The organism is Thermogemmatispora sp., assembly GCF_042408735.1.
Taxonomy (GTDB): domain Bacteria; phylum Chloroflexota; class Ktedonobacteria; order Ktedonobacterales; family Ktedonobacteraceae; genus Thermogemmatispora.
This window is the reverse complement of the sequence record NZ_JBHOQV010000189.1, coordinates 1-22,562: the sequence shown is the minus strand read 5'-3', so window position 1 is coordinate 22,562 and position 22,562 is coordinate 1. Positions and strand designations below refer to the sequence as shown.

The window sequence follows — 22,562 nt, the reverse complement described above, 5'->3', positions numbered from 1 at the left end:
TCAGGACCTCCCTTCTTGAGCGGCAGAGGTCACTGCCGCCAGGGTCAGGCTGGCGAGCCGCCGCGCCAGTTGCCAGCCGGCGGCGAGCGGCAAGACGATCCCCTCGGAGGTCTGTGCCTGCCAGCGAACGCTGGCCTCGGGCGAAGCAAAGAAGCGACTGTACTCGCAGAAAGCAGCACGCACATTCGGGCAGGGCTCCACGGCGGCAGGGAGACGGAGCGAGATTACCGCTGCCGTCAGCTCCAGGCGCTCCAGGCCCGCTGGCGTCACCTCCAGCCGGATCGGTGTGCCGCTTTCGGGACACTGCGCCTCGACACGCGCCGGCTGCCCCAGCCAGCATGGAAAGAGCAAGGTGTCAAAGGCGCACCAGGTCCACAGCAGCCGGTCGCCGAGCACGAACCGGTAGGGCGTGGGCACCAGCGACAGACCGGCCCCGAGGATGCGCCCATGCTCGTCAACGACCAGCTCCTCCCAGGTGCCCAGGCGAGCACGCACGCGCTCGACTGGCTCTCCCAGGGCATCGGCCAGCTCCTCCCACGAGACTGGCACTCCCCGCGCCAGGAGGCGGAGCAACGGCAGCTGATCACGTAGCCGCTGCCAGGCGCGCTGCTGCAACCAGCGCTGGGCCAGCTGCTCCACCAGCTCCTCTTGACATCTCTCTTGCTGCGTCATAGTTCTCCTTTCTTGCCGCTTCATGGTTCTCCCGACAGGGCAGGGACGCCCCAGGGAAGACGATGCGCCTCCAGACCGGCCCGCTTAGCTGGCGCAACAACTGAGCAGGCGCACGTCCCGCGTGAAGGAGAGCGCCACCAGCTTCAGTGCCTCCGCTATCGTCGGATAGACATGGATCAGCTCGGTGAAATCCTCCAGCGTGGCCCCGAAGCGCAGCGCCATCGCCGCCTCGTGGATCACTTCCCCCGCACTCTCCCCCAGCAGCGACACCCCCAGCACGCGCCGACTGGCCCGCTCCACGACCATCTTGACCAGCCCTTGCGTCCGATGGATCGCTCCCGCCCGCGGCACCAGGCTCAGCGGCAGCACCCGACAGGCACAGGCCAGCCCCGCCGCCTGTGCCTGCGCATCGGTCAAGCCGACCATCGCCAGCGGCGGATCGGTAAAGATGCAGCGCGGGACCACCCGGTGATCAACGGCACGTGGCGGCTCCCCAGAGAGCGCATTGTGCGCAGCCAGCTTGCCATCAGCGGCCCCCACGGGGGTGGCCAACTGATTGCCCCAGGCCATGCCGATCACATCGCCGGCTGCCCAGATATGCGGCACGCTCGTGCGCAGCGTGCGGTCGACCCGCACCGCTCCGTCGGCCTCCAGCGCTACGCCGGCGCGCTCCAGCCCTAGCCCGTCGGTATTGGGGCGCCGTCCCGTCGCCACTAGTAGCCGCTCGGCCTCCAGCGTCTCTGGTTGTCCGCCCCGCTGGAAGGTGACGGCCACGCCTCTCTCCCCCGGCGCCACACCCTGCACCTGGACCCGCGTGAGTAGTTGCACCCCCTCTGCGCGCAGCAGCTCGGCGAGCGCCTGCGCCAGCTCCGGCTCCACTCCAGACAGCGGCTGCGCTCCCCGCGTCAGCAGGGTCACCTGCGTCCCCAGCCGGGCGAAGAGCTGGCCCAGCTCCAGGGCAATGGCCCCACCACCCAGGATCACGAGCGAGCGCGGCTGCTGCCGCAGCGACGTCTGCCAGGGATCATCGGCGCTGCTGAGCAGATCGCTGGTCAGAAACGGCACGTCCTCTAACCCCGGCAGCGCGGGCACCACGGGACGCGAGCCAGTGGCGATCAGCAGCTGCCTGCCACGCAGCTGCCGCGTGCCGTCAGGGCCGCTCACCGCCACCACGTGCGACGAGCGCAGCTGCGCTCGCCCCTGTACCAGGCCCAGGCCACCAATCTCGCGCAGCAACCGCTCGTAGCGCTCCCAGCGATAGGTCTGCACCAGGGCATCTTTCTGCTCCAGCAGCTCGGCCCAGCTGGCTGGCATCTGCACAGGGGTCAGGCCCGGATAGCGTGGGTGAGCCGCCTCGTGCAGCAGGCGCGCCGCCTCGATCAGATTCTTGGAGGGCAGGCAGCCTCGATTGGCACAGGTCCCCCCAACGGTCCGCTCCTCAATCAGCAGAGCGGTTTTGCCCAGGTCAGCAGCATGCAGGGCGGCGGCGAAGGCGGTCGAACCGCCGCCCACAATCAAGAGATCTGGCTCCGTTCGCGTGGTCATCGAGCAGGTGTTTCCTTTCTTGTTTTGCCATGAGACGAGGAGAGAGGCTTGCGGGATTCGGTCACCAACAGCGGCTCCTGCCGCTGTGGCTCAGCGCCCTCGGGCAGGCAGGTCGGGCAGGCTGCTGGCGGCGAGGCGACGCCGGCGTGTCTGCGCCGCTCCTCTCCAAAGAGCAGCCAGCCTCCCAGCGCCAGCGCCCCGACGAAGTAGAGGGTGGCCAGCGCCAGGATCAGGGGCCGCTGCTGCAGCAGGGCCGCGCCCAGGGCCGTCCCCGCCAGCACGGAAGCCAGCAGGGGCAGCGTGATGAGCAGATGACAGGGACAGGCCAGGATCCCCGTAATGGTGAAGAGCACACCAGCCACACGACGGATCATCGCGCTTTCCTTTCTACCTGTGATGGCTCGGTTGATATGATCAGGGCCTGGTGAGCGGGCCGTAGCGCCCGCTCCGCCGGCAGCAGTTGCCTGCTACCAGGGTTTGAGCCTGCCACCACGCCCGCCGGATGTTCCTCGGCTGGAGTACAGAGCGCCTGGCGCAGCTGGCTCCAGTGCTGGTAGCGGCGTAGCCGACGCCACTGCCACCAGAGTCCTCCCACTGTTGCCAGCAATAACAACAACGACAGGGTAGTCGCCCCTGGCGCGAGCAGGACGCCCAGATTGAGTGGCACGCCCAGCGCGACCAGCAGCGGCGTGCTGGCGGTACAGCAGGAAGGAACCGCCAGCCCTGCCGGCACCAAGGAGAGTAGCCCCTGGCGCCGGGTGCGTGGCGCCAGACGTCCAGCCTGGATCAAGTGGCTGACCAGCCACAACTGCAGGCCCACCAGCAGAGCCAGCAGGGGGAGCGCGAGCAGACTCCACCAGGGGGCCACCAGCCATACATGCGGCAGGGGCGAGCCGACCAGGGCCGGCAGACGGAAGGACCAGCCATTGCCACTGACCCACGACAGGGACAGTGGCAAGGCGCGCGGGAGCCACTGCAGCATGCCGGTCAGGATCGGCCAGCCCACCAGGACCAGGAGTGCGCCGCTGACACCCCACCAGCCAGCGCGCAGGCGCTGGCGCTGGTCTGGCGGATCGGGCAAGGCCAGGGCCAGCAGGAGCACGGCGGCCAGCTCCAGGCCGGTCGCCAGGACGCCCACTGGCTCCACCGCCTCTGGGACCGCTGCGCCGGGCGGCGGGATCAGGCGCGTGCCCAGGAAGAGCAACACGATGGCAGTGCTGCCCCAGATCCCCAGGCGGCACACCAGTGGCGTGGGACGCCAGACGAGCAGCAGCGCCAGGGTGAGCTGGAAGAGCGCCAACGCCGTGAAGACCAGGCCAGAGAGCGGCTGCTCCGCGAAGTGCTCGGGGGTGAGCGCCAGATGGATCAGGCCCGCCAGTCCGACCACCAGCACCGTCAGCGCTCTCCCTGTCAAGCCACCAGGCCAGGTACGGGCATCCGGGCGCCTGGAGACGCCACTGCCCTGTTCGCAATCAGGAGGGCTCACGATGTGCTCCTTACCTTTCCCTCTGAAGACGTCCCTACCAGGCAGGCCCCTGAGCACCTGCCTCGACCTCAGCCATGATATCAATATATCCGTTTATTCTGATATGTGAATTATAGCGCGCGGGTTCTTTCCTGTCAAGGGGGCCTTCCTACTCCGTGTAACCCTTGGTCAGCAGGGTGTCCACGGCGCTCAGGGACAGGGATCCTCACTGTGCTCAGGGCCCGGGCGCAGGAGCATCTGCCGTCAGACGTTCAGGGGCGCTTGTTTTGCTTGTTGGGTGAAGGAGGGAGACGGAGAGGAGAGGACAGGTCCCAATAGCGCGTGGTTCCTGTTTCCTACAGGGCAGATTCCTGACTACTGAGAAAGATGCAACACTGGCTCCCTTGTCCCAGAGGAAGAAAGAAGGATGGACCCCCTTCCTTGACAAGATCCTCACGCGGACTGGCGCCTCCGCAACCACAGTGTCGGAGCAGGAGGTACTGATGGTGCCGAAGGCAGCGAACCACGATCCCACCTGGTTCGCCGATCACGATCGCTCTACTCCGTTCTGAGCAATGCCGACAATCACCATGTGGCTTTCGGATATGATCCCCAGTCCTGCCTGAGCGCGCCACTGGCTCGACTGGAGACCAAGAAGGCTCTTTCCAAGGTATTCTGCTCGAGCAGACCCACGCTCTCCAGGTGGGAAAGCGCTTCCCATCAGTGCTCTTCCGTGGCTTCAGGAGCCTTTCAGTGGCCTTCGATGTTCCAGACCGAAGGATAGAGCGGTGGCGGTGATCTCTGGCCACTGGTGGTCAGAGATAACGCGAGGAGCCCGGCGGCGCTCGGTTTCTCTGGGGGAGCCTGGTTGTACCTCCGCTTGCGATGGTGCAGCGAGCAAAGTTCCCCCGAGTCCTGTGTGGGGAGGCACGTCCGCATCGGCAAGGTGATTGACCGAGCCAGCCACGCGGGGACACGGCCCGGTCCTGTCTGCACTATTCTACTGACCGACGCTTGACAGACTAGCTCTCTACAAGGAGCCAGTCGGCCAGATGCTGCAGGTGGTGTCTCATCAACTCACCTGCCTCATACTCCTCCCGATTGAGAATGGCCTGTCCGATCATCTTCAAATCGCGATTCACGGTTTGGCGCAGACTCTGGTTGCCGATGAAGCGATTCAGTTCCTGGATAAGCGGAGTACGCATGGCCTGGACGGCGAGCTTGAAGACCGCGTTATGTGCCATCTCAGCAATGGACAGATGCACATCGGCTACAGCAGTCAGATAGCGAGCCGGCAGATATGCCTCCTGTTCCAACTGTTGGAGCAGCTCTGAGAGGTCGCTCAGCTCCAGCTCACTGGCGTGTACAGCAGCCAGTTCAGCAGCACGTGGCTCGATGGTCAGGCAGGCATCAAGCAGCTGCTGGGGTTGCATATTACCCGGCTGGAAACTCAAGGTGGTGGCTTCGTTGGCCTCCTCAAAGCTGGGGGGAGCAACAAAGGTGCCACCGTTGTAGCCACGTCGTACGACCAGCAGCCCTGCCAGCTCCAGGACTTTCAGGGCCTCGCGCACCGCTGAGCGACCAACGTTGAATTGCTGGGCCAGTTCAAACTCGTTGGGCAGCTTCTGACCCGGAGCTAACGTGCCATTATAAATGGCCTTCCGAATGCTGGCCTCTACAATCTCAAAGTTGCGCTTTGGCACTGCGATTGGCTCAAAAAGCGGTTCCTTCTCTTCTGTGGTAGCCATATGTTCCTTCCTAGGCCCTTGACAAGGCGATACTTTCTCCCTATACTTTCTATTGTCTGACGATAGGACATTACCCTCTACACCTTATTGTACAACAAGAGGAGGTGGGACTGCACACAGAGGCTGGATTCTTCATAGAGATCTCCTTTTACCCTCTAACCTCTGATGACAGCTCAACAGGTCTCTGTGCATGGCGCACTGACGCTGGCAACGGATAACCGGATCCTCTGTACTGACCGAAGAGCAGAGGAGCACGAGGGAAGCATCGGCATCAAGATCTCCTTATGCCGTTGTCCCGGCTGTGCAGATGGAGTATAAGACTGATGAAATGCAGATTGCCCTCCACGCTGGTCATCAAGCTAAAAGGAGCGGTTTGCTTGTTCAGGTTGACCTGGCTGTTAGGACATACGGTTGCCTTATCATCCGTTCTGGTCGTGCTGCCGGCAAGCGAGTCCTGCATCCTTCCCTGGCTGGCTTCACGCCAGCAGAATCGCCCTACAGAGGCGCCCTTAGTCTCTCTTGGCGCCTGCCGAGCCTGCTGGTCGGGGCCCCCGTCCTGGCCGCCCCACTAGCGGACTGTTCTTCTGCCCACTGTTCTTGTAGTTAGTGTCCGTTACCAACTGCTATTTGCTTCTTCAGGATGGCCGATGGCCAGGAGGCAGACCTAGATGTATACCGTTGACATCGATGTTGGCGGAACCCTGACTGATGGCCTCTTCAGCGATGGACGCAAAGCCATCCCTGTCAAGGTGGATACCACGCCGCACGATCTGACCGTCTGTTTCCAGGACTGTCTGACGGCCGGTGCTCACGAACTTGGCTTTAGCGATCTCGGAGAATTTCTGCAGCAGGTGAACCTGATCCGCTGGTCTACCACGATCACCTCCAACGTGCTGGCACAGCGCAGCGGCCCTAGATTGGGTTTACTGGTCAGCCGGGGCCATGAACGCGACCTTTACGCACCTCAGGGCAGCAACCCCGCCCTGGGTAGCCTGGTTGCTCCTGAGAACGTTATCGGTCTGACCTGCCCCATTGACCCTCAGGAGGTTCTGCTCGCAGTCAAAACCCTGTTGACCAACGGGGTGCGTCGCATTTGCATTAGCCTGGAAGGGGCCTATCTTGATCCTTCGCATGAATTGGCCGCCAAGCGCGCTATCGAAGCCCAGTACCCCGATCATTTCCTTGGGACTGTTCCAGTGCTCCTCGGGAGTGAACTCAGCCACTACCCCGATGCCGAGACCCGCACCACTCAAAGTTTGCTCAATGCTTACCTGCACGGGCCACTTGCCAGCGCACTCTACAAGGCGGAGGACGATCTGCGCGAGGCTGGCTATGAGCGCCCACTTCTGATCGGCCATGCCAACGGTGGTGTAGCGCGAGTCTCCAAGACCAAAGCCATTGACACGCTGGAAGCCGGCCCGACCATGGGACTCTTCGCTGCAGCTCACTTCGCGCGTACCTATGGCCTGGCGCATGTGATCACCCTGGACGTCGGCGGGACAACGGCGAAGGTAGGCGTTATCCAGGAAGGGCGCCTCGTGATGACAAGCGAAGCCGATCTGTTTGGCGTGCCAGTGAAGGCACCAACGGTGCTGCTGCAATCCATCGCTCTCGGTGGCGGCAGCGTTGCCAGCGTTGATGCCGCCAGCGGTCAGCTACGTCTGGGGCCCGAGAGCATGGGGGCTTATCCCGGACCCGCCTGCTATGATCTGGGCGGTACTGAGGCAACGCTGACTGACTCCCTGCTTACACTCGGCTGGCTGCCAGCTGACTATTTCCTCGGTGGGAAACGGAAACTAAACCCTCAGCGCGCACATGAGGTGATCACCGCACGTGTCGCCGAGCCACTGGGCAAGAGTATTGAGCAGGCTGCACTTGAGATCGCCAATAGGGCTTTTCAGCTGGTGGCCACCACTATCCGTGAGGTGTTGGAGCGCATGGGCTGGCAGCCTAAGGACTCTACCCTCTTCGCCTTTGGTGGCAACGGGCCGATCTTTGCCTGCAGCGTGGCCGAGCGCGCCGGCATAGCGCACGCACTAGTCTTCGATCTGAGCGCCGTCTTCAGCGCTTTCGGCTCGTCCATAGCAGATGTGGTCCATGTCTACGAACATGGTCTCAACCTCTCCCTGGCTGCTGACGAGGACCGGCATCTCGTTTGTGAGGTGATTGAACGGATGCGTCGGGAGGCCCTGCACGATATGAGAGGTGAGGGGTTTGCGCCAGAGCGCGTACGATTGCAGCTAGAGGCTGAGATCAGCGACCCTCAAGAGAAAGAGAAACTCTCCACGGCGGTGCTAGAGCTTGCTCCTACCACCAGCGTGGAACCGGCTGCCTTGCAGGCATGGGAGGGCAAGGTTGTGCTCTTGCGTCTGCGGGCAACAGTGGCGATGCCCCATTATGAAGCTATACGTCGATCTGGCAAAGTTGCTAGCGGCGAAGGAGCTATGCGGGGACAGCGTACAGTCAGCTGGGGCAGCGTCTCCGCCATTACTCCCGTCTACTCCTGGGAGGCGCTGCAGCCAGGCGAAGAGATCGCTGGGGGAGCGATCCTGGAGAGCGCCTGGACTACCTATCCGGTCTTACCAGGCTGGTCACTACACATGGACGAGTACGGTAATGGTCAGCTCCAGAGAAAAGGAGGGTAAAATGGAGCGTCTTCGCATAACCGAATACCTTGACCTCGATCTTGAGGAAGAGCAATGGTATTGTCACCGCTGTGGACGGGCACTCATCTCGGCGCGCGAGAACTACAAAAAGGGCTGTCTTCTCTACGATCGTGATCCGCGCGAGATCCATCGCCCGCTGCTGGAGGGAACCTATACGTTTTCTCCTGATCCCTCCTGGATTCGTATTATTGAGTTCTACTGCCCCTCTTGCGGCACCCAGATTGAAACCGAATACCTGCCGCCTGGCCATCCTATCACCTACGATATCGAGCTGGACCTGGATAGCCTGAAAGAGCGGCTTGCCCGTGGCGAATACGCCATCGTCGACTCGCGCCTGGTCCTGGCGGGCAACACCGGGTCCAGTGATGGTGCCCACGGCAAGAAGGAGGAGAAACCATGAGCGCCAGCGCCATGAACTCTATCGATATCGACGTCGGCGGTACCTTCACCGATATGGTCCTGAATGTTGATGGACGCATCGTTCAAGCCAAAGTACCAACCACTCCTTACGACCTCTCGCTCTGTTTTCTGAACGTCATTGAGGTCGGAGCCCAGGAACTGGGATGGAGCCTGGAGGAGTTACTGAGCCGCGTCGGCATGGTACGTTACTCAACGACCATCGCTATGAATCGCCTGATCGAGCGTAAGGGACCGCGTCTAGCCCTGCTGACCACCGAGGGCCATGAAGATGCTATTCTGATTGGGCGTGGCGCACAATGGATCGATGGCAAACGCCTGCACGAGCGACGCAATCTGGCTGCTCAACAGAAGCCTCAGCCGCTTATCCCGCGCCGCATGATCGCTGGTATCAAAGAGCGTATCGATGGACGCGGCCAGGTCATCCGCCCACTGGATGAGGAAGACGCACGCGAGAAGATCCACCGCCTCATCGATCGAGGCGCGCGAGGCTTCGTCATCTCACTCCTGTGGTCCTTCTTGAACCCGGTTCACGAGCGACGGCTCAAGGAGATCATTCGCGAGGAGTACAAGGAGTACCACATCGGCTACCTGCCTGTGGTACTCTCCAGCGATGTCCTGGGGAAGCTGGGCGAATACCAGCGCACCATGACCGCCGTGCTGGATGCCTATCTGCACCGCTCTCTGCAGATCGAGCTCTCGGCGATGTGGGATCGGCTGCGTGAGCATGGCTATAGGGGTTCATTTATGATGGTCCAGAACTCTGGAGGCGTCACCGAGATTTATAAGGCCTCGGCCAGCCGTACCTACAACGGGGGGCCGGTAGCTGGTCTGATTGGAGCACGCGATATTGCCAGGCAGCTCGGCTATACCAATGTGGTGGCGAGCGATGTGGGGGGAACCAGCTTTGATATCGGCCTGGTGGTCTCCGCCGACGTGCGTAATTACGAGTTCAATCCCGTCATCGATCGCTGGATGGTCGGCCTGACGATGATCCAGTCGCTCTCGATCGGCGCTGGAGGCGGCTCGATTGCCCGCATCAACCGTGAGTTGGGCAACCGCATTGAGGTAGGTCCGCAGAGCGCCGGTTCCTATCCAGGGCCAGCCTGTTACAACCAGGGTGGTAGCGAGCCGACTGTCACCGATGCCGATCTGATGTTGGGCTATCTCAACCCTGACTATTACTTTGGCGGGCGCATGAAGCTGAACAAGAGCGCGGCTGAGCGCGCTCTGCGCAAATTGGCCAGGCCACTGCACATGGATGAGATCGAAGTCGCCGCTCTCATCCGCCGCATTGTTGACGAGAACATGGCCTCCGCCATCCGTAAAGAGGTTGTGCTACGCGGCTACCGGCCCGAGGAGTTTGTGCTCTTCGCCTTTGGTGGAGGCGGTCCTACGCATGCCGCTGGCTATCATGGCGATATTCCGCAAATCGTCATTTTCCCCTACTCGCCGGTCTTCTGCGCCCTGGGTTCCTCTATCATGGATATCATCCACGTCTATGAGGCCTCACACCGTTTCACGGTGATCGAACCTTTCACCGGCAAGGCGGTCATCGACCGTGAGACTTTTAACAACGTCGTACGTAGGCTCAAAGAGCAGGCCGAGCAGGAGCTACGCGCCGAGGGGCTGAACCCCGAGGAGGCTCTCTACACGCTGGAGCTGGATATGCTCTACGGCGGCCTGATCCAACCCAAACGTACCGCGACGCCTGGCCTCTTTTTGAACAGCGAAGAAGACGTCTGGGCCTTGTATCGGCGTTTCGAGCAGGAGTTCAGCGAGGCTTTCAGTCCGCTGATCGTCAATCTCCCTGGCGGCGTCTACATTGAGACTTTCATCCTCAAGGCCATCGTACCCAGCCACAAAGTCGAGCTGGTCGCCCATGCGCTCCACGGACCCAGTCCCGAAGAGGCGCGCAAGGGCAGTCGCCCTGCTTACTGGCCACAGATCAGCGCCTGGGTGGATACACCGGTCTACGAACAGAGCCGCTTACTGCCAGGTAACGAAGTTCATGGCCCGGCAATTCTTGAATCCGAGTACACCACCGTCGTTATTCCACCGGAGATGGTCTATCGGGTCAACGTCTATGGGCTTGGTATCATGAGCCGTGCGAAGAAAGGAGAAGCGGTCTATGCCGATTCCCACAGCAGAAGAGAAGTTGAGGTGGATTAAGGTTACACCACCGACAACGGAAGAACTGGAAGCGGTGGCCCGGCTCTCGCCAGGTGACTATGAAATCGGCTTTCAGCGCACCAACGATATCCTCGACGAGGCGCTTGAGGTTTTCCAGCGCTCCTGTCGCAGTTCGATGGGTATCGCAGGTGACGTGATGGTTGCGATCTTCACGGCCCAGGGGGATCTGGTGAATGGCGCCGCCGGCACCTACCTGCATGCCATCATCCAGCCGATTATCATCAAGTATATCCTCACCTACTACAGCCAGAATCCGGGTATCCATGACGGCGATATCTGGATCGCCAACGATGCTCTCTACGGGGGAATCCATAATCCCGATTATGTGGCCCTCGTGCCCGTCTTTTACAAGGGGCAGCTCATTGCCTGGTGTGGGGCTGCCAACCATACGACGGAGACCGGTGCTGTTGAGCCGGGCGGTATGCCCATCACTGCACCAGCGCGCTTTTCAGAGGGCATGAATCTGCCACCGATGAAGGTAGGCGAACATGGCCAATTGCGTGAGGACTTGCTGGAGCTGTTCTACGCCTACGGAATCCGGGCCCCCCAGATGGTGGTCACCGACCTCAAGGCGCGCAGCACCGCGGCGGACCGCGCGCGCATGCGCGTCTTGGAGCTGGCGGAGAAAGAAGGTCCAGCTTTCGTCATCGGGTTATTACGCAAGATGCTGATGGTCGCCGAAGAGGGTGCACGCCGGCGGATTGCCTCCTGGCCCGATGGTCAGTTCCGCTGTGTGGCCTTCGCTGACACTATCGGCGGCATGGGTTCAGGCCTGATACGCTCCGCTTCGTTGACAATTCACAAACAGGGCGATCACCTGTTGCTCGATTTCAGTGGTACCTCCCCTGAGAATCCTTCGTCCTACAACGCACATGTCCAGGCAGCGGTCGGCCATCTAGCGAATTTCCTTTATTCCTACATTTTCCATGATCTGCCAATCAGCAGCGCTACCTTCGCCCCCATCGATTTCTACTTTCCACCCGGCTGCGTGCTGAACCCGGACCCCCGCGCGGCAACCTCTTGCTCCGTGATGATCTGCACAGGCATTATGAGCTCTGCCGCGGTGGCATTCTCCAAGATGATCTTTGGCACCCAGGAATGGCGCCAGGCGGTGGCCTCCTCTGCAAACGGTGGCAACGCAATGGTGCTGGCGGGCCTCAGTCAGTGGGGGCTGCCTTTCGCCGACATGCTGGCCTACTCGCTCAACACTGAGGGCCAGGGCGGACGTGCCACCGCCCCTGGCATGGATGCGTCGCATTTCGCCTGGTGCCCCTTCGGGCGTTCTCCCGACGTCGAATTGATGGAGAACGAGTTCCCGATGCTAGTGCCTATCTCGCAGCACTGGCAGGACTCCTGCGGGCATGGTGCCCACCGCGGCGGCTGCGGCACGGTCCAGATCTGGGTAGCCTATCAGGCGCCGACGGTTTTCTTCACCACCATCGCTGATAACAGCAAGGTCCAGACATCACAGCCACTCTTTGGCGGCTATGCTCCACCAACAGTGCCAGGCATCAGCGTCCGGAGAGCTGACCTTCTCCAGCGGATGCGTGATGGAGATCGCGCATTGAAGCTGAACTTCTCGGCACTGATCGATCGCCAGGCAGTCGGCGGAGAATGGAGCAACGAACCCTTCCTCCGCTCGGTACGGCCATACAATGAGGGAGATGTCATCACCTTCGGCTTCGCCACTGGTGGCGCGGGCTATGGAGATCCGCTAGATGCCGATCCGTACCAGGTTGTTCAGGATGTGGAGGCTGAGATCATCTCGGAGTGGAGCGCCCGCAACATCTACAAGGTCGCCTATGACCCCGAGACGATGCGCGTCAATCTCGCCGAAACTGAGGCGTTGCGCGCCTCCGAGCGTCAGGCCCGTCTGGCACGTGGTCGCTCCTGGGACGAGTTCCACGCCAGCTGGTCGCGGCAGAAACCTCCCGAGGAGGCGCTTGCCTGGTTCGGCTCCTGGCCAGAGGGTCGACCACTAGCCCCTGTCCTGCGCCCGTGAGTGCCGGTTGCGGATACCGGATTATCCGCTCGCTATATCTGTGTCCGGGCACTAGCCGAATGGCCAGTGCCCGGCACAGGAGGACAAGCTGGCATAACGGAGGAACGCTGCGGCAGGTGGAGCGCGCCGGGTATGGCCCATATAACCACCCATGTTGCTCAGTGCAGGTGAGTAGTTAGAATCATGCAAGCAAGTGCTGCACCACAATCGATTATCAAAGCTCTCATTCAGGGAAGGCCTCCAGCCCGGCGGCTGTTTGTACCGCTCATCTTTCGCCTAGCCGCCTATCTGGAGCAGCTGCCCTTGCCCAGCTTCCTGGTCAATCCAACCAAGATAGCCAATAGCCTGGTCGCGCTCCATCGGCGTCTCCAGACAGATGGCATTACCTGCTACTTTGACCCGCTACTGCTGGTGGAGGCACTCGGCTGCCGCTTGCGATGGCAGGCCGACACGGCTACCTATGAGCGACCAACACGGTCTGTCGGGAATGCTCTGCTGCATCTGCCACCCGAAGAGATTACACAGCACGGGCGCGTGCCTGTTGCTCTGGAGGTCGTGCGCCGTGTCCAGGGCACTGTCGGGACCGGGCCAGTGCTGCTGATCGGTCTGCCTGCTCCTCTCCGTAGTGCACAGCAGCTCTTTGGCCCAGAGATCACCGCTGCGCTGGCGGCAGCTGAAGATGAAGCGCTGGAGAGCTTTGAGGCACTGGTCGCCATCACCCTGGCTCTCGCGCGCGCCTGCTGCCTGGCTGGGGCACGCCTGCTCTATTTCGACGAAGTGGCCGTACCGGCTAACTTCCTAGGAGCATGGGAGGCCGCGTTAGAGGCACTATGGAAAACGGTACGTTTTCACGGAGCACTGCCGCTGCTGTCGGTCCCCCAGCTGCTACCGCTGACAAGCCTGGCCGATGAGGCCCCATTGCTCAGCCTGCGGCCTGACTTCCTCGAGCAAGCCCCGCCGCCTGCCAGCGTCTTCGCTCTGGCGCTCCCTCCGTCGGGCGCCATGCCTGCAGCGGCCTCGCGCTGGTGCCAGGCACTCGGCTGCGTTCTTGTGACAACTGATGGCGAAATGCCCTATGAAGCAGGTATCCAGGGACTGGAGCAGCAGGTGAACCGTATGCGTGCTCTGCTCGCTTCGTAAGTCTGGTTCTTCACCCCGCCACCGGAGGACAGGCATGACTTATCCTCGTTTCTACAATGCCCATATCGAAACAATGCCGCTGGAACAGCTCAGGGAGCTGCAGTTGCGCAAGCTGCGCAAGCAGCTTGCGTATAACTATCAACACTCGGCCTTTTATCGGCAGAAATTCGAGGAGGTGGGCGCCCATCCCGAAGATATCCGTACACTGGAGGACCTTGCCAGGCTTCCTTTTACGACGAAAGAGGAACTGCGTGATAGCCAATTGGAACAGCCGCCGCTGGGTCATCACGCCGCTGTACCGATGTCGCGGGTGGTACGCATTCACTCTTCTTCTGGCACAACGGGGCGGCCCAGTTATGTTGGCATCACGCACCACGATCGTGATACCTGGGTGGAGACGGTGGCACGCGTTTACTGGTCCGAGGGAGTACGCCCCGACTCGATGGTGGTGATGGGCTTCGGCATGAGCTTCTTCGTTGGTGGCCTGCCGTTGAAGGATGCAATTGAAGAGATCGGCGCTACCTTCGTACCTGTCGGTACAGGCGCCTCTGATCGTTTGATCACTTCGATCCAGAATCTGGGAGCGAATCAGTTAACGTGCACACCCTCCTACGCCATCTACCTGGCCGAATACGTGCGCAACAAATTTCATGTTGAGCCGCGCACACTTGGAATCCGCCGTATTCAGCTCGGCGCTGAACCAGGCGGCGGCGTACCTGCCGTGCGCCAGCGTATTGAAGAGGACTGGGGGGCTTTCGTCACCGAAGGCATCGGGAACGCTGACGTCCTGCCAGTCTACGCCGCTGACTGTGATGAGCGCCTCGGTATGCATTTTCTGGCACCCGATTTTGCCATTCTCGAAGTCATCGATCCTGAGAGCGGGGTCTCGCTGCCGCTGGACCAGTCACAGGTTGAGGGCGAGCTTGTTTTCACCCATATTGATCGCGAGTGCTGTCCACTGGTGCGCTTTCGGACACGTGATCGCGTCATTGTCTGGACGGATCCCTGTCCTTGTGGCCGCACAGGCCCGCGTCTACGCTGCGTTGGGCGCACTGACGATCTCCTTATCCTGCGCGGCGTGAACGTCTGGCCATCGGCGATCAAAGACGTCCTGATGGGTATGCGTCCGCGTACTACCGGTGAGGTCCAGATCCTGCTCAAACAGCCAGGACCCCGCGTTGATCCGCCGCTCCATCTGAGGGTCGAGTACGGCTCGGATGTAGAGGATCTAGCGGCATTGAAACGAGAGATCGAGGAGACCCTGCGGGAGAAGCTCATCTTCACGGCAGAGGTTGAACTCGTGCCACCAGGTACGCTGCCTCGCTTTGAGATGAAAGCCCAGTTGATTCGTAAACTCTACGAGCAGGGGCGCTAGAGAGGAGCAATCGCCGTCATGGTCATGGCGCGCTTCGAGACTGTCTATATCCCCTATGGTGGCTACTGGTCGACACCCTTTGTCCGCTGGCAAGGGGCGTTTGCTCACCTGCACCCGCTCCGTTTCGCAGCAGAGGTCGCTCAGCGAGCGCTGCGTGAGCGGGCTATTCCTGTCGAACAGCTGGACTCGTTGTTTCTCGGGATGACAGTGATTGCCCGGCATAGCTTCTACGGAGCGCCCTGGTTGGCCGGCATGATTGGAGCGCCGGCGGTGAGTGGGCCGACCATCAATCAGGCCTGCGCCACCTCGGCGCGATTGCTGGTCAGCGCTGCCAGCGAGATTGAGGCCGACACGGCCAGCGAGCGCTGCATTCTGGCCATCGCCTGCGATCGCACCAGCAACGGCCCGCATCTCTATTATCCCGATCCATCGGCCCCGGGCGGCAGGGGCGAGAGCGAAGATTGGGTCTGGGATAACTTCAACTACGATCCCTACGCAGGCAACGCCATGATTGAGACGGCGGAGCATGTCGCGGCAGAGGCAAATATCAGTCGGGAGGAGCAGGACACCCTCACTGTGCTGCGCTACCAGCAGTACCAGGAGGCACTCAAAGACGGTGCGGCTTTTCATCAGCGCTTCATGGTGACACCACTGGAGGTCAGGGACGCCACAGGGCGCAAGATCCTGGCGACAGTGGTCGACGATGAGGGCATTTATCCCACGACGTCCGAGGGCCTGGCGAGATTGCGCCCGGTGCTGGAGCAGGGGACAGTTACGCCCGGCACCCAGACCCATCCTGCCGATGGCAACTGTGGCATGGTGCTGACCTCACGAGAGCGGGCCAGGGAGCTGAGCCGTGATCAGGCCGTCGAAATCCAATTGCTGGCCTTTGGCCAGGCCCGGGCAAGAAAGGGCTTTATGCCGCAGGCGACCGTTCTGGCCGCCCGGCAGGCGCTGGCGGCAGCGGGTGTGAGCCTGCCAGAGCTGCGCGCTGTCAAGACCCATAATCCTTTTGCTGTCAACGATATCTACTTTGCGCGTGAGCTGGACCTTGCTCTGGAGAGCTTCAATCATTACGGCTCCCCGCTGATCTTTGGCCATCCGCAGGGACCGACTGGGCTGCGCCAGATCATTGAGCTGATCGAGGAACTGGTCCTGCTCGGAGGCGGCTATGGCCTCTTCAGCGGCTGCGCCGCTGGCGATACAGGAGCAGCTATAGTTGTGCGCGTCAATCTCCATTGAGGACCGGGTATCTCTAGGTAGTAGTCTGGCACTGCCCCAGTGAGGAGCAACGCGGAGATGAGCTACCCAGCTCACTCTCTAGCGCTGGAGTACTCGACCATCAGGTGATAGAGAGAAGGATTGCAGTCATCACTGCCTGATTCTCTGAAAGTCAGCTTTATGACTATTCAGTCTATCAGACTGGCTCTCTCGTCCATCCATCCAGCCACTGGAGCAGTTCTTGAGATGTTTGAAAGGGTCTGCCCAAGAGAGAGGATGGGGGGCATGGAGAGACCGGAGAAAGTCGGCATCTCGCCGTTATTGCCCAATGAGTGGCGTGCGTTGGACCAAATCGTCCCTGGGGCGATGAGCTGCAGGACTCAGTTCTCAGGCACCGGTCTCTCGTCCCTTTGTGGGTCGAGAAGGGGGGAGGCTTCCAGCCTTGCCTCTCCTCTCTCGTTGCTAGAGGACTCGCTCCCTCACGGCTTCGCCTGCCGCTGGCCTTACTGCGCCCGTCAGTGTCCGGCGAGACTGCTGCCAGGGGCGCGAGAGCAGCCGGTAGCGACCGCCTCGTGTCAAGCTGGCAAACCCGCTGGGAACGACCCTCCTCACCATGGAGAGGCGTTCCCGTCTTGTGGCCCTCGCCCATCTGTCCGAGGGCCTCCCCCGAATCCTGGTGTCTTGGCGGGCTGGTTCACAGGGCCGTCTTGGTCTCCAACGTCTTCTGATGCTGGCCGCTGACATCATCCGCGGTTCCATCACCGGTGGCCCCAAAGCTAGATCCGGGCTTCAGAGTGACGCTCTCGGTCCCTACCCACTTCCTCGACCCGTTAGCTCGTGCATACCACCAAGCAGTTGCACTCGGAGACGATCAATCATGTGTCTTTGGATACCTCCGCCGCTGGGTCAGCGCTGCCAGGATGAGCGTCCCTTTTCCTGAGAGAGCCGAGATGGACGGGCCTGGTTTCCTTTGCGCTGCAGGAAAGGGAGTTGTCCTTCCGCACGCGATAGGGCTTGCTTCTCCGACTCAAGCTTCAGCGCGCCTGGCAGCGCCGTATCCAGCATGGTGCCGTATGAGTTCCTGACAGAAGGGCTGCCATCGCGTCCGCTTTGCAGGGCGGAAGTCTTTCTTCGCTATCCCTGGACTGCCCATGAGCTGAGAAGTGAGGTGGAGCAGGGGCAGATCTCACTGGGATGAGAAAGGAGAACCCTCTGGCCCCTTTCCTGCGGCACTCGCTGGCTGTTACAATACCAGCAGGGCAATCAACACAGCACCAGAAGGTCTGACAGGAAGAAGCGGTTCAGGGGGCCGGAGCGCAGCACGCTGCCCCGAGTGGCTCAAGGGAGTCCCCCAGTGCAGCAAGAGAGATGCAAGCATGATGACCACATCCGACAACACCTACCCGATCGATCCTGAACATGTCGGCGAGCTGGCCCGCCTCATGCAGCAGGATCGCCTGCTCACCGAGGCCATGGGCGGCCTGTTGCCCGAGGAGGGGATCAGCCTGCCCGAGACGGGCCGCGTCCTCGATCTGGCCTGCGGCCCCGGCGGGTGGGCCTTAGAGCTGGCCTTTCACTTCCCCAAGGCGGAAATTCTCGGGGTTGACATCAGTGCCCAAGTGATCGAGTATGCCCGTGCCCAGGCCTGGTCGCGCGGCCTGGAGAACGTCCACTTCCAGGTGATGAATGTCATGGAGCCGCTCGCCTTCCCGGACGGCTCCTTCGACTTGATCAATGGCCGCCTCTTGTGTGGCTTTATGTTACCGTCAGCCTGGCCCCGGCTGCTGCAGGAGTGCTTCCGTCTGCTCAGGCCCGGCGGCGTGCTCCGCCTGACGGAGACCGAGGGACCACTCACCAGCAGCGTTGCCACCGAGCGCTATTTGCACCTGATCCGGCGAGCTCTCCAGCAAGCCGGCCAGAGCTTCTCACCCGATGGTCGGCACATCGGCATCACCCCGGTGCTGCCACGGCTGGTCCGGCAGGCAGGCTTTCATGAGGTGCACCTGCGCGCCACGGCTATTGACTGGTCCATGGGCACGGACATGCACTATTCCGTCTTCAAAGATCATCTGATCGCGATGGAACTGTTGCAGCCCTTTCTGGTAAAGATGCAGCTGGTCAGCAAAGAGGAGCTGGAGCTTTTGTTCCAGCAAGCGCTTGCCGAGATGCAACAGGAGGACTTCTGTGCGATCTGGACCCTGCTCACCGTCTGGGGACGCCAGCCGACGAGAGGAGCAGCGGCAGCAGCCCCAGGGGAGCCAGCCTCGTGAGGTCCACCGTCACGTCCAGTCACAGGCCGGGGAACCGGGAGGAGCGATAGCACCACCCTGGCTAGCAGCCTGGTACAGAAGCCGGGCTGCAACCGCAGGAGCGACGCACCGGATTCCCCACGATAATGGACGCATAGAGAAAGCAGCGTCAGATGTTCCGCACAAGCTCCCCGTCCCTGTGAGCAGGTGAGCGGCGGAGGCGGGGCAGCCCTTCCGGCTGCCATGACAGCCGGAAGGGTCCCACGTCAGCACGTTCCATCCGGCCTCAGTCAGTGGGAAGATCTGCTTGCGCCAGCAGTCAGCGAGCTGGAGGCAGCCCGGCACAAGCAGCGCGGTTCCCACGACAGGGGAGTATCTTGCAGAGCAGGAACGAGCTGGGGAGGCCACAAGCAGTACTGATGGCTCAAGCATAAGGGAGATAGACAAGGAAGGTGAGATCTCACACGAGTCCGATGCGCCCAGGAGGGACGCCTGTCCGCTCTGCTGCGGACGACCGGGAGCCGTTGCCAACACGCTCCCGCCAGTCCCTCTCCTCTCTCGAGACGAGAAAGGAGGCCGATTGCTGCTGCCAGGCCGCAGCATGAGGGGTGGGGAGACGCAGCACTGCCCTGGGTCTTTCCCTTGCCTGGCAGAGACTGAGGGCAGTGTTCATTGCGCCTTCATCCCGGTCCTGGGCATGGGCCCGGGCCGAGGAAGCTTGCTAGATGAGCAGAGGAAGGGCCCTCGCTGGTCACTCTTCCTGCGAGGTGGGCCCCTCTGGATGCAGCTCGCGCCGGGCCTGGTGCACGCGCCGTACACTTTCGTAGGGGACGCCATAGCGCCTTGCGACCTGGCGCAGGGAGGTTCCTTTCCGACAGATCTTGCGAGGCAGCTGTGCTGCGGCCTGCTGGATCGTTTCCCAGCTGCTGACCCTAGCCTGGAAAGGCTGCTCGAGCTGATAGAGCCCCAGTTCGACGGCCGCCATCTCCACCTGAAAGTCGCGCTCACTCAGGTAGCCCTCGGAATAAAGCTTGACCAGCCGTCCCCGCTTCTGCAGCAGCCGCTCTTTTTCCTGTCCTGGCTCCCGTTCCAGCTCAGCCTTTTTCCAGGAGAGGACTTTCACCTGCTCCCGGACCTCCTCCTAGGCGGCTGGCAGCGGGAGCACCTTATAGCCAATGCACCATCTTTGAGTACATCGCGTGTTTTTGCAATCGAGTTCGCAGGCATGCCACACTCGGCTACCTGAGTCCGATTGCCTTACGAGCAGCACATGAGAGATCCCCAACTTTCTTGCCTCCGGAAAAGACAGGCAGCCCACAACCACACCACAGCCCAACAGGAACGCAGTGACGCTGAGTCTCTTTGATAAATGAAATGAGCGCTGGATGAATCACCATGATATATTCCTCTGCTCTGGGTACTAGCGGTTCTTTGGTGCCGATTCCTCTTCTTTCCTGAGCTTGAGCATGGCAAAGGCAGCCGGAATGCTGCCAAGCAAGAACAGCCCATACGAAACGGGGTCGGTGATGGACGAGTTGAGATGAGCTGGAAAGGCGATGATCGGGAGCAGGCGGCTGAGAACAATAGCTGCGGCCGCCCAGAGAGGAATCGCCCGTGCCCGGCCAAGCGCGATGCCAAGCAAGAGGGGACCACCCACAAAGCCGATGATGAAAAGGATTAAGCAGGCTGTCATAAACGTATCACTATTGAAGCGATTCCATAAAGCAATAAACTGCGGGCTGCTCCCCAACTGCGCCATGTCGTAGGTCATGTCGCTCTGGGCGGCGAAGGCAATGGTCGTCATCATGCCGATGAGCGAGAGGACGCCGCCGATACTCGCCAGCCAGGGCGAGCGCGACATGGCCAGAGATACCATGCCCAGGAATCCAAACGGGAGCAGGAAGAGGCCGATGGTCACGAGAGCTAAGTCAAGGAAAGGTGGGAGAGACATGCTTGCTACATTGGCAATCGCAATGTTCCCATTTGCAGGGTTGAGATTCCCCGCCGTCACGAAACCCACGATCAGGAGCGGGAATGGTAGCACCATACAAATGGCGAAGAAAATGCGTTGTACCTTTAAAAACACAGGCACTCGGAGGTCTGATCCCAGGTGAGATGGATTACCGGCTGACTGCATGTTGCTCTTTCTCCTTGGAAAAGGATGCATTCGGGTGTGCAGAACGGTCCCTTTGTATCCCACGTTGGCGGCATGGGCTGCCCACCCTTATGACTCTCGAACTTTGAGCATGGCAAAGGCAGCAGGAATACTGCCAGCAAATACCATGACGTAACCGAGAATTTGAAGGATTCCTAGACCCGTCCCGTAAGCCAGCGGCCCCATGACAGGTGCGCTGACAATGATGAGGGCAGTAGCCCAGAGAGGAACAATGCGCGCTCGTGCCAGCGCGATCCCCAATAGCACATAGGCAAGCTGATGGCCGATCACCCAACCGCCGAAGATGACAAATGTTTCCCAGCTGGTGGAGTATCCTGCCTCCAGCAGGGCGAACAATGGGTTGTAGCCTAAATGCGCCATGGTGTTGATGGAAACACCTGGTCTGCCACGAGGCCCCAGGGGATGCTTCCTACAAATCCGCAGGCAATGCCGATGGTTGAAAGCCAGGGAGCACGTTTCATGGAGAGGAGGCCCAGGCCAATGTAACTGAGAGGATAGAGAGAGGGGATCACAACGTTGATGACTAAGAAGATCTGGATCAGGAGCGGATTTGCCGCTCTGTAAGCGACCAGAACGCCGAGGAGATTGTTCTCGACGGTGAGACAGGCCGGATTGCCGTATTGAGGACAGAGACTGAACCAGAAAGAGAGGATCAATGGGGCCAGCACAATGCACAGTGCAAAGAACGGGCGGTGGAGCTTGCGGTAGAAAGGCTCGGCTCCTGCCGATTGTTGATTGAGCCGTGTTTGAGCGAGGGCCATCTTAAAGTTCCTTCCTTTCGATCCATCTCGCCTGAAAGACATCCCTTAGCGGGAAGCAAGTAGCTGCTTAATCAGGAACTGCGCCAGCCAGGTTTCATAGCGTTCGGGCTGTCAACCTTGCTCCACCACCAGCATGCGATAGAGATCATAGCTGGTCAGCGCCCACGACACGTCAGTTGCTTCCTCAAACGACAGGCCAGCACGTAATACTTCCCGTTCGAGCAGAGAGGCTATCAACCGGACCTGGTTTTGACGCCGTCTTGCTTCGATCTGCTGCCAGTTCAGGAGCCAGAGTCCCGGCAACACTCAGCCATTCGAGTGAGCTTGCCAGCAGCTCATAGGCCCGGCGGGCGATCTGAGCCACCAGCAGGAGTCGCCGTGGTGGGGCTTCCGTCAATGCAACTCTTCGATAAGCTGCTGAATGGGCGCGCTGAACGCTTCGGGATTGATGACTTCCTCCAGTAGCGCGCGCTTGGAGCCAAACATGGCGGTAATTGTTCTGGGCGAGTCCTCAGCGGTCTCGGCAATGGCCTCTAGCGTCGCCGCTGCATAGCTTTGGTTCTCGAAGAGTGAGCGTGCTGCCGTCAGGATACGTCGCTGCGTCTCCTCGGCCTAGCGGTGGCGTACGTGTGAATGATAGAGGCGCTTTTCTTCCCCAGATTGAGATATGTGTTCCATGAGAGGAGTATACCATATTCAATAGGCCAAATGCTAGTCAATAGATACTTCCCTATAGGCAGGAGTCTGCCAGGGACAACCATAGCAGAGCAGGGGGGGCCGCCCCCAGAACAGGGGCGGAATCCGGGCAGGAGCATCGGGGAACAATGCGGGAACCAGGTGGGAAGCTGAGCGTGCTTCCCCTGGAGACAGGTGGTTGCCAGTTGAGGCAGACAGGCGGTCACAGCCGCCAGAGAAAGGGAACACTTGTGTCC

At 60.8% G+C, this 22,562-nt stretch carries 19 protein-coding genes; 9 read left to right on the top strand and 10 right to left on the bottom strand.

Translation table 11 applies throughout. From position 1 onward, the window contains the following. The 5 genes from merB to ACFMO7_RS20485 all read right to left on the bottom strand — a co-directional run bounded on the left by merB (window position 1) and on the right by ACFMO7_RS20485 (window position 5,430). The gene (merB, locus tag ACFMO7_RS20505; RefSeq protein WP_376797346.1) at window positions 1-672 is read right to left on the bottom strand and encodes an alkylmercury lyase MerB; all 672 of its coding nucleotides are present in this window, start codon (window positions 670-672) and stop codon (window positions 1-3) included. Between the two features lie 84 nt (window positions 673-756). Beyond that, window positions 757-2,217 carry a mercury(II) reductase gene (merA, locus tag ACFMO7_RS20500; protein ID WP_376797345.1) on the bottom strand — a complete coding sequence of 487 codons (1,461 nt, stop codon included), beginning with the start codon at window positions 2,215-2,217 and terminating at the stop codon, window positions 757-759. Beyond that, window positions 2,214-2,591 (bottom strand): hypothetical protein, encoded by a 378-nt coding sequence (locus tag ACFMO7_RS20495; protein WP_376797344.1) that lies wholly within the window; start codon window positions 2,589-2,591, stop codon window positions 2,214-2,216. The genes merA and ACFMO7_RS20495 overlap by 4 nt, the downstream gene beginning before the upstream one ends. Continuing rightward, entirely contained in the window at window positions 2,588-3,703 is a 1,116-nt protein-coding gene (locus tag ACFMO7_RS20490) for a hypothetical protein (RefSeq protein WP_376797343.1), read from the bottom strand. The genes ACFMO7_RS20495 and ACFMO7_RS20490 overlap by 4 nt, the downstream gene beginning before the upstream one ends. 1,001 nt (window positions 3,704-4,704) lie before the next feature. Beyond that, window positions 4,705-5,430 (bottom strand): FadR/GntR family transcriptional regulator, encoded by a 726-nt coding sequence (locus ACFMO7_RS20485; RefSeq protein ID WP_376797342.1) that lies wholly within the window; start codon window positions 5,428-5,430, stop codon window positions 4,705-4,707. Between the two features lie 668 nt (window positions 5,431-6,098). Here ACFMO7_RS20485 and ACFMO7_RS20480 point away from each other — a divergent pair. The 8 genes from ACFMO7_RS20480 (at window position 6,099) to ACFMO7_RS20445 (ending at window position 18,714) form a co-directional block, all read left to right on the top strand. After that, on the top strand, window positions 6,099-8,075 hold the full coding sequence (locus ACFMO7_RS20480) for a hydantoinase/oxoprolinase family protein (protein WP_376797341.1): 1,977 nt from the start codon (window positions 6,099-6,101) through the stop codon (window positions 8,073-8,075). Between the two features lies 1 nt (window position 8,076). Next, window positions 8,077-8,496, top strand: coding sequence for an acetone carboxylase subunit gamma (locus ACFMO7_RS20475; RefSeq protein ID WP_376797340.1), 420 nt, complete (start codon window positions 8,077-8,079; stop codon window positions 8,494-8,496). Then, the gene (locus ACFMO7_RS20470; protein WP_376797339.1) at window positions 8,493-10,685 is read left to right on the top strand and encodes a hydantoinase/oxoprolinase family protein; all 2,193 of its coding nucleotides are present in this window, start codon (window positions 8,493-8,495) and stop codon (window positions 10,683-10,685) included. Before ACFMO7_RS20475 ends, ACFMO7_RS20470 begins: the two co-directional genes overlap by 4 nt. Then, the gene (locus ACFMO7_RS20465; protein ID WP_376797338.1) at window positions 10,645-12,708 is read left to right on the top strand and encodes a hydantoinase B/oxoprolinase family protein; all 2,064 of its coding nucleotides are present in this window, start codon (window positions 10,645-10,647) and stop codon (window positions 12,706-12,708) included. The genes ACFMO7_RS20470 and ACFMO7_RS20465 overlap by 41 nt, the downstream gene beginning before the upstream one ends. A gap of 183 nt (window positions 12,709-12,891) precedes the next feature. Beyond that, complete coding sequence (locus ACFMO7_RS20460) at window positions 12,892-13,848, top strand: uroporphyrinogen decarboxylase family protein (RefSeq protein WP_376797337.1); 957 nt, start codon at window positions 12,892-12,894, stop codon at window positions 13,846-13,848. A 34-nt stretch (window positions 13,849-13,882) separates the two neighbouring features. Further along, window positions 13,883-15,223 (top strand): phenylacetate--CoA ligase family protein, encoded by a 1,341-nt coding sequence (locus tag ACFMO7_RS20455; RefSeq protein ID WP_376797336.1) that lies wholly within the window; start codon window positions 13,883-13,885, stop codon window positions 15,221-15,223. 18 nt (window positions 15,224-15,241) lie between these two features. Next, entirely contained in the window at window positions 15,242-16,465 is a 1,224-nt protein-coding gene (locus ACFMO7_RS20450; RefSeq protein WP_376797335.1) for a thiolase family protein, read from the top strand. Window positions 16,466-17,820: 1,355 nt separating this feature from the next. Beyond that, complete coding sequence (locus ACFMO7_RS20445; RefSeq protein ID WP_376797334.1) at window positions 17,821-18,714, top strand: class I SAM-dependent methyltransferase; 894 nt, start codon at window positions 17,821-17,823, stop codon at window positions 18,712-18,714. A gap of 730 nt (window positions 18,715-19,444) precedes the next feature. Here ACFMO7_RS20445 and ACFMO7_RS20440 read toward each other — a convergent pair. Further along, window positions 19,445-19,816 (bottom strand): hypothetical protein, encoded by a 372-nt coding sequence (locus tag ACFMO7_RS20440; protein ID WP_376797333.1) that lies wholly within the window; start codon window positions 19,814-19,816, stop codon window positions 19,445-19,447. On the opposite strand from ACFMO7_RS20440, the gene ACFMO7_RS20435 reads away from it, so the two are divergent. Next, window positions 19,771-20,043 carry an IS3 family transposase gene (locus ACFMO7_RS20435; RefSeq protein ID WP_376797351.1) on the top strand — a complete coding sequence of 91 codons (273 nt, stop codon included), beginning with the start codon at window positions 19,771-19,773 and terminating at the stop codon, window positions 20,041-20,043. The two genes, ACFMO7_RS20440 and ACFMO7_RS20435, sit on opposite strands and share 46 nt — an antisense overlap. Before the next feature lie 70 nt (window positions 20,044-20,113). Here the strand turns inward: ACFMO7_RS20435 and ACFMO7_RS20430 are convergent, their stop codons facing one another. The 4 genes from ACFMO7_RS20430 to ACFMO7_RS20415 form a co-directional block, all read right to left on the bottom strand. Further along, a complete protein-coding gene (locus tag ACFMO7_RS20430; protein WP_376797332.1) occupies window positions 20,114-20,830 on the bottom strand; it encodes a hypothetical protein in 717 nt (238 codons plus the stop codon). An 87-nt stretch (window positions 20,831-20,917) separates the two neighbouring features. Next, window positions 20,918-21,229 carry a hypothetical protein gene (locus ACFMO7_RS20425; RefSeq protein ID WP_376797331.1) on the bottom strand — a complete coding sequence of 104 codons (312 nt, stop codon included), beginning with the start codon at window positions 21,227-21,229 and terminating at the stop codon, window positions 20,918-20,920. Continuing rightward, entirely contained in the window at window positions 21,217-21,630 is a 414-nt protein-coding gene (locus ACFMO7_RS20420) for a hypothetical protein (protein ID WP_376797330.1), read from the bottom strand. The genes ACFMO7_RS20425 and ACFMO7_RS20420 overlap by 13 nt, the downstream gene beginning before the upstream one ends. Window positions 21,631-22,023: 393 nt before the next feature. Beyond that, window positions 22,024-22,218, bottom strand: coding sequence for a helix-turn-helix domain-containing protein (locus tag ACFMO7_RS20415; protein WP_265576127.1), 195 nt, complete (start codon window positions 22,216-22,218; stop codon window positions 22,024-22,026). Between the last annotated feature and the right edge of the window lie 344 nt (window positions 22,219-22,562).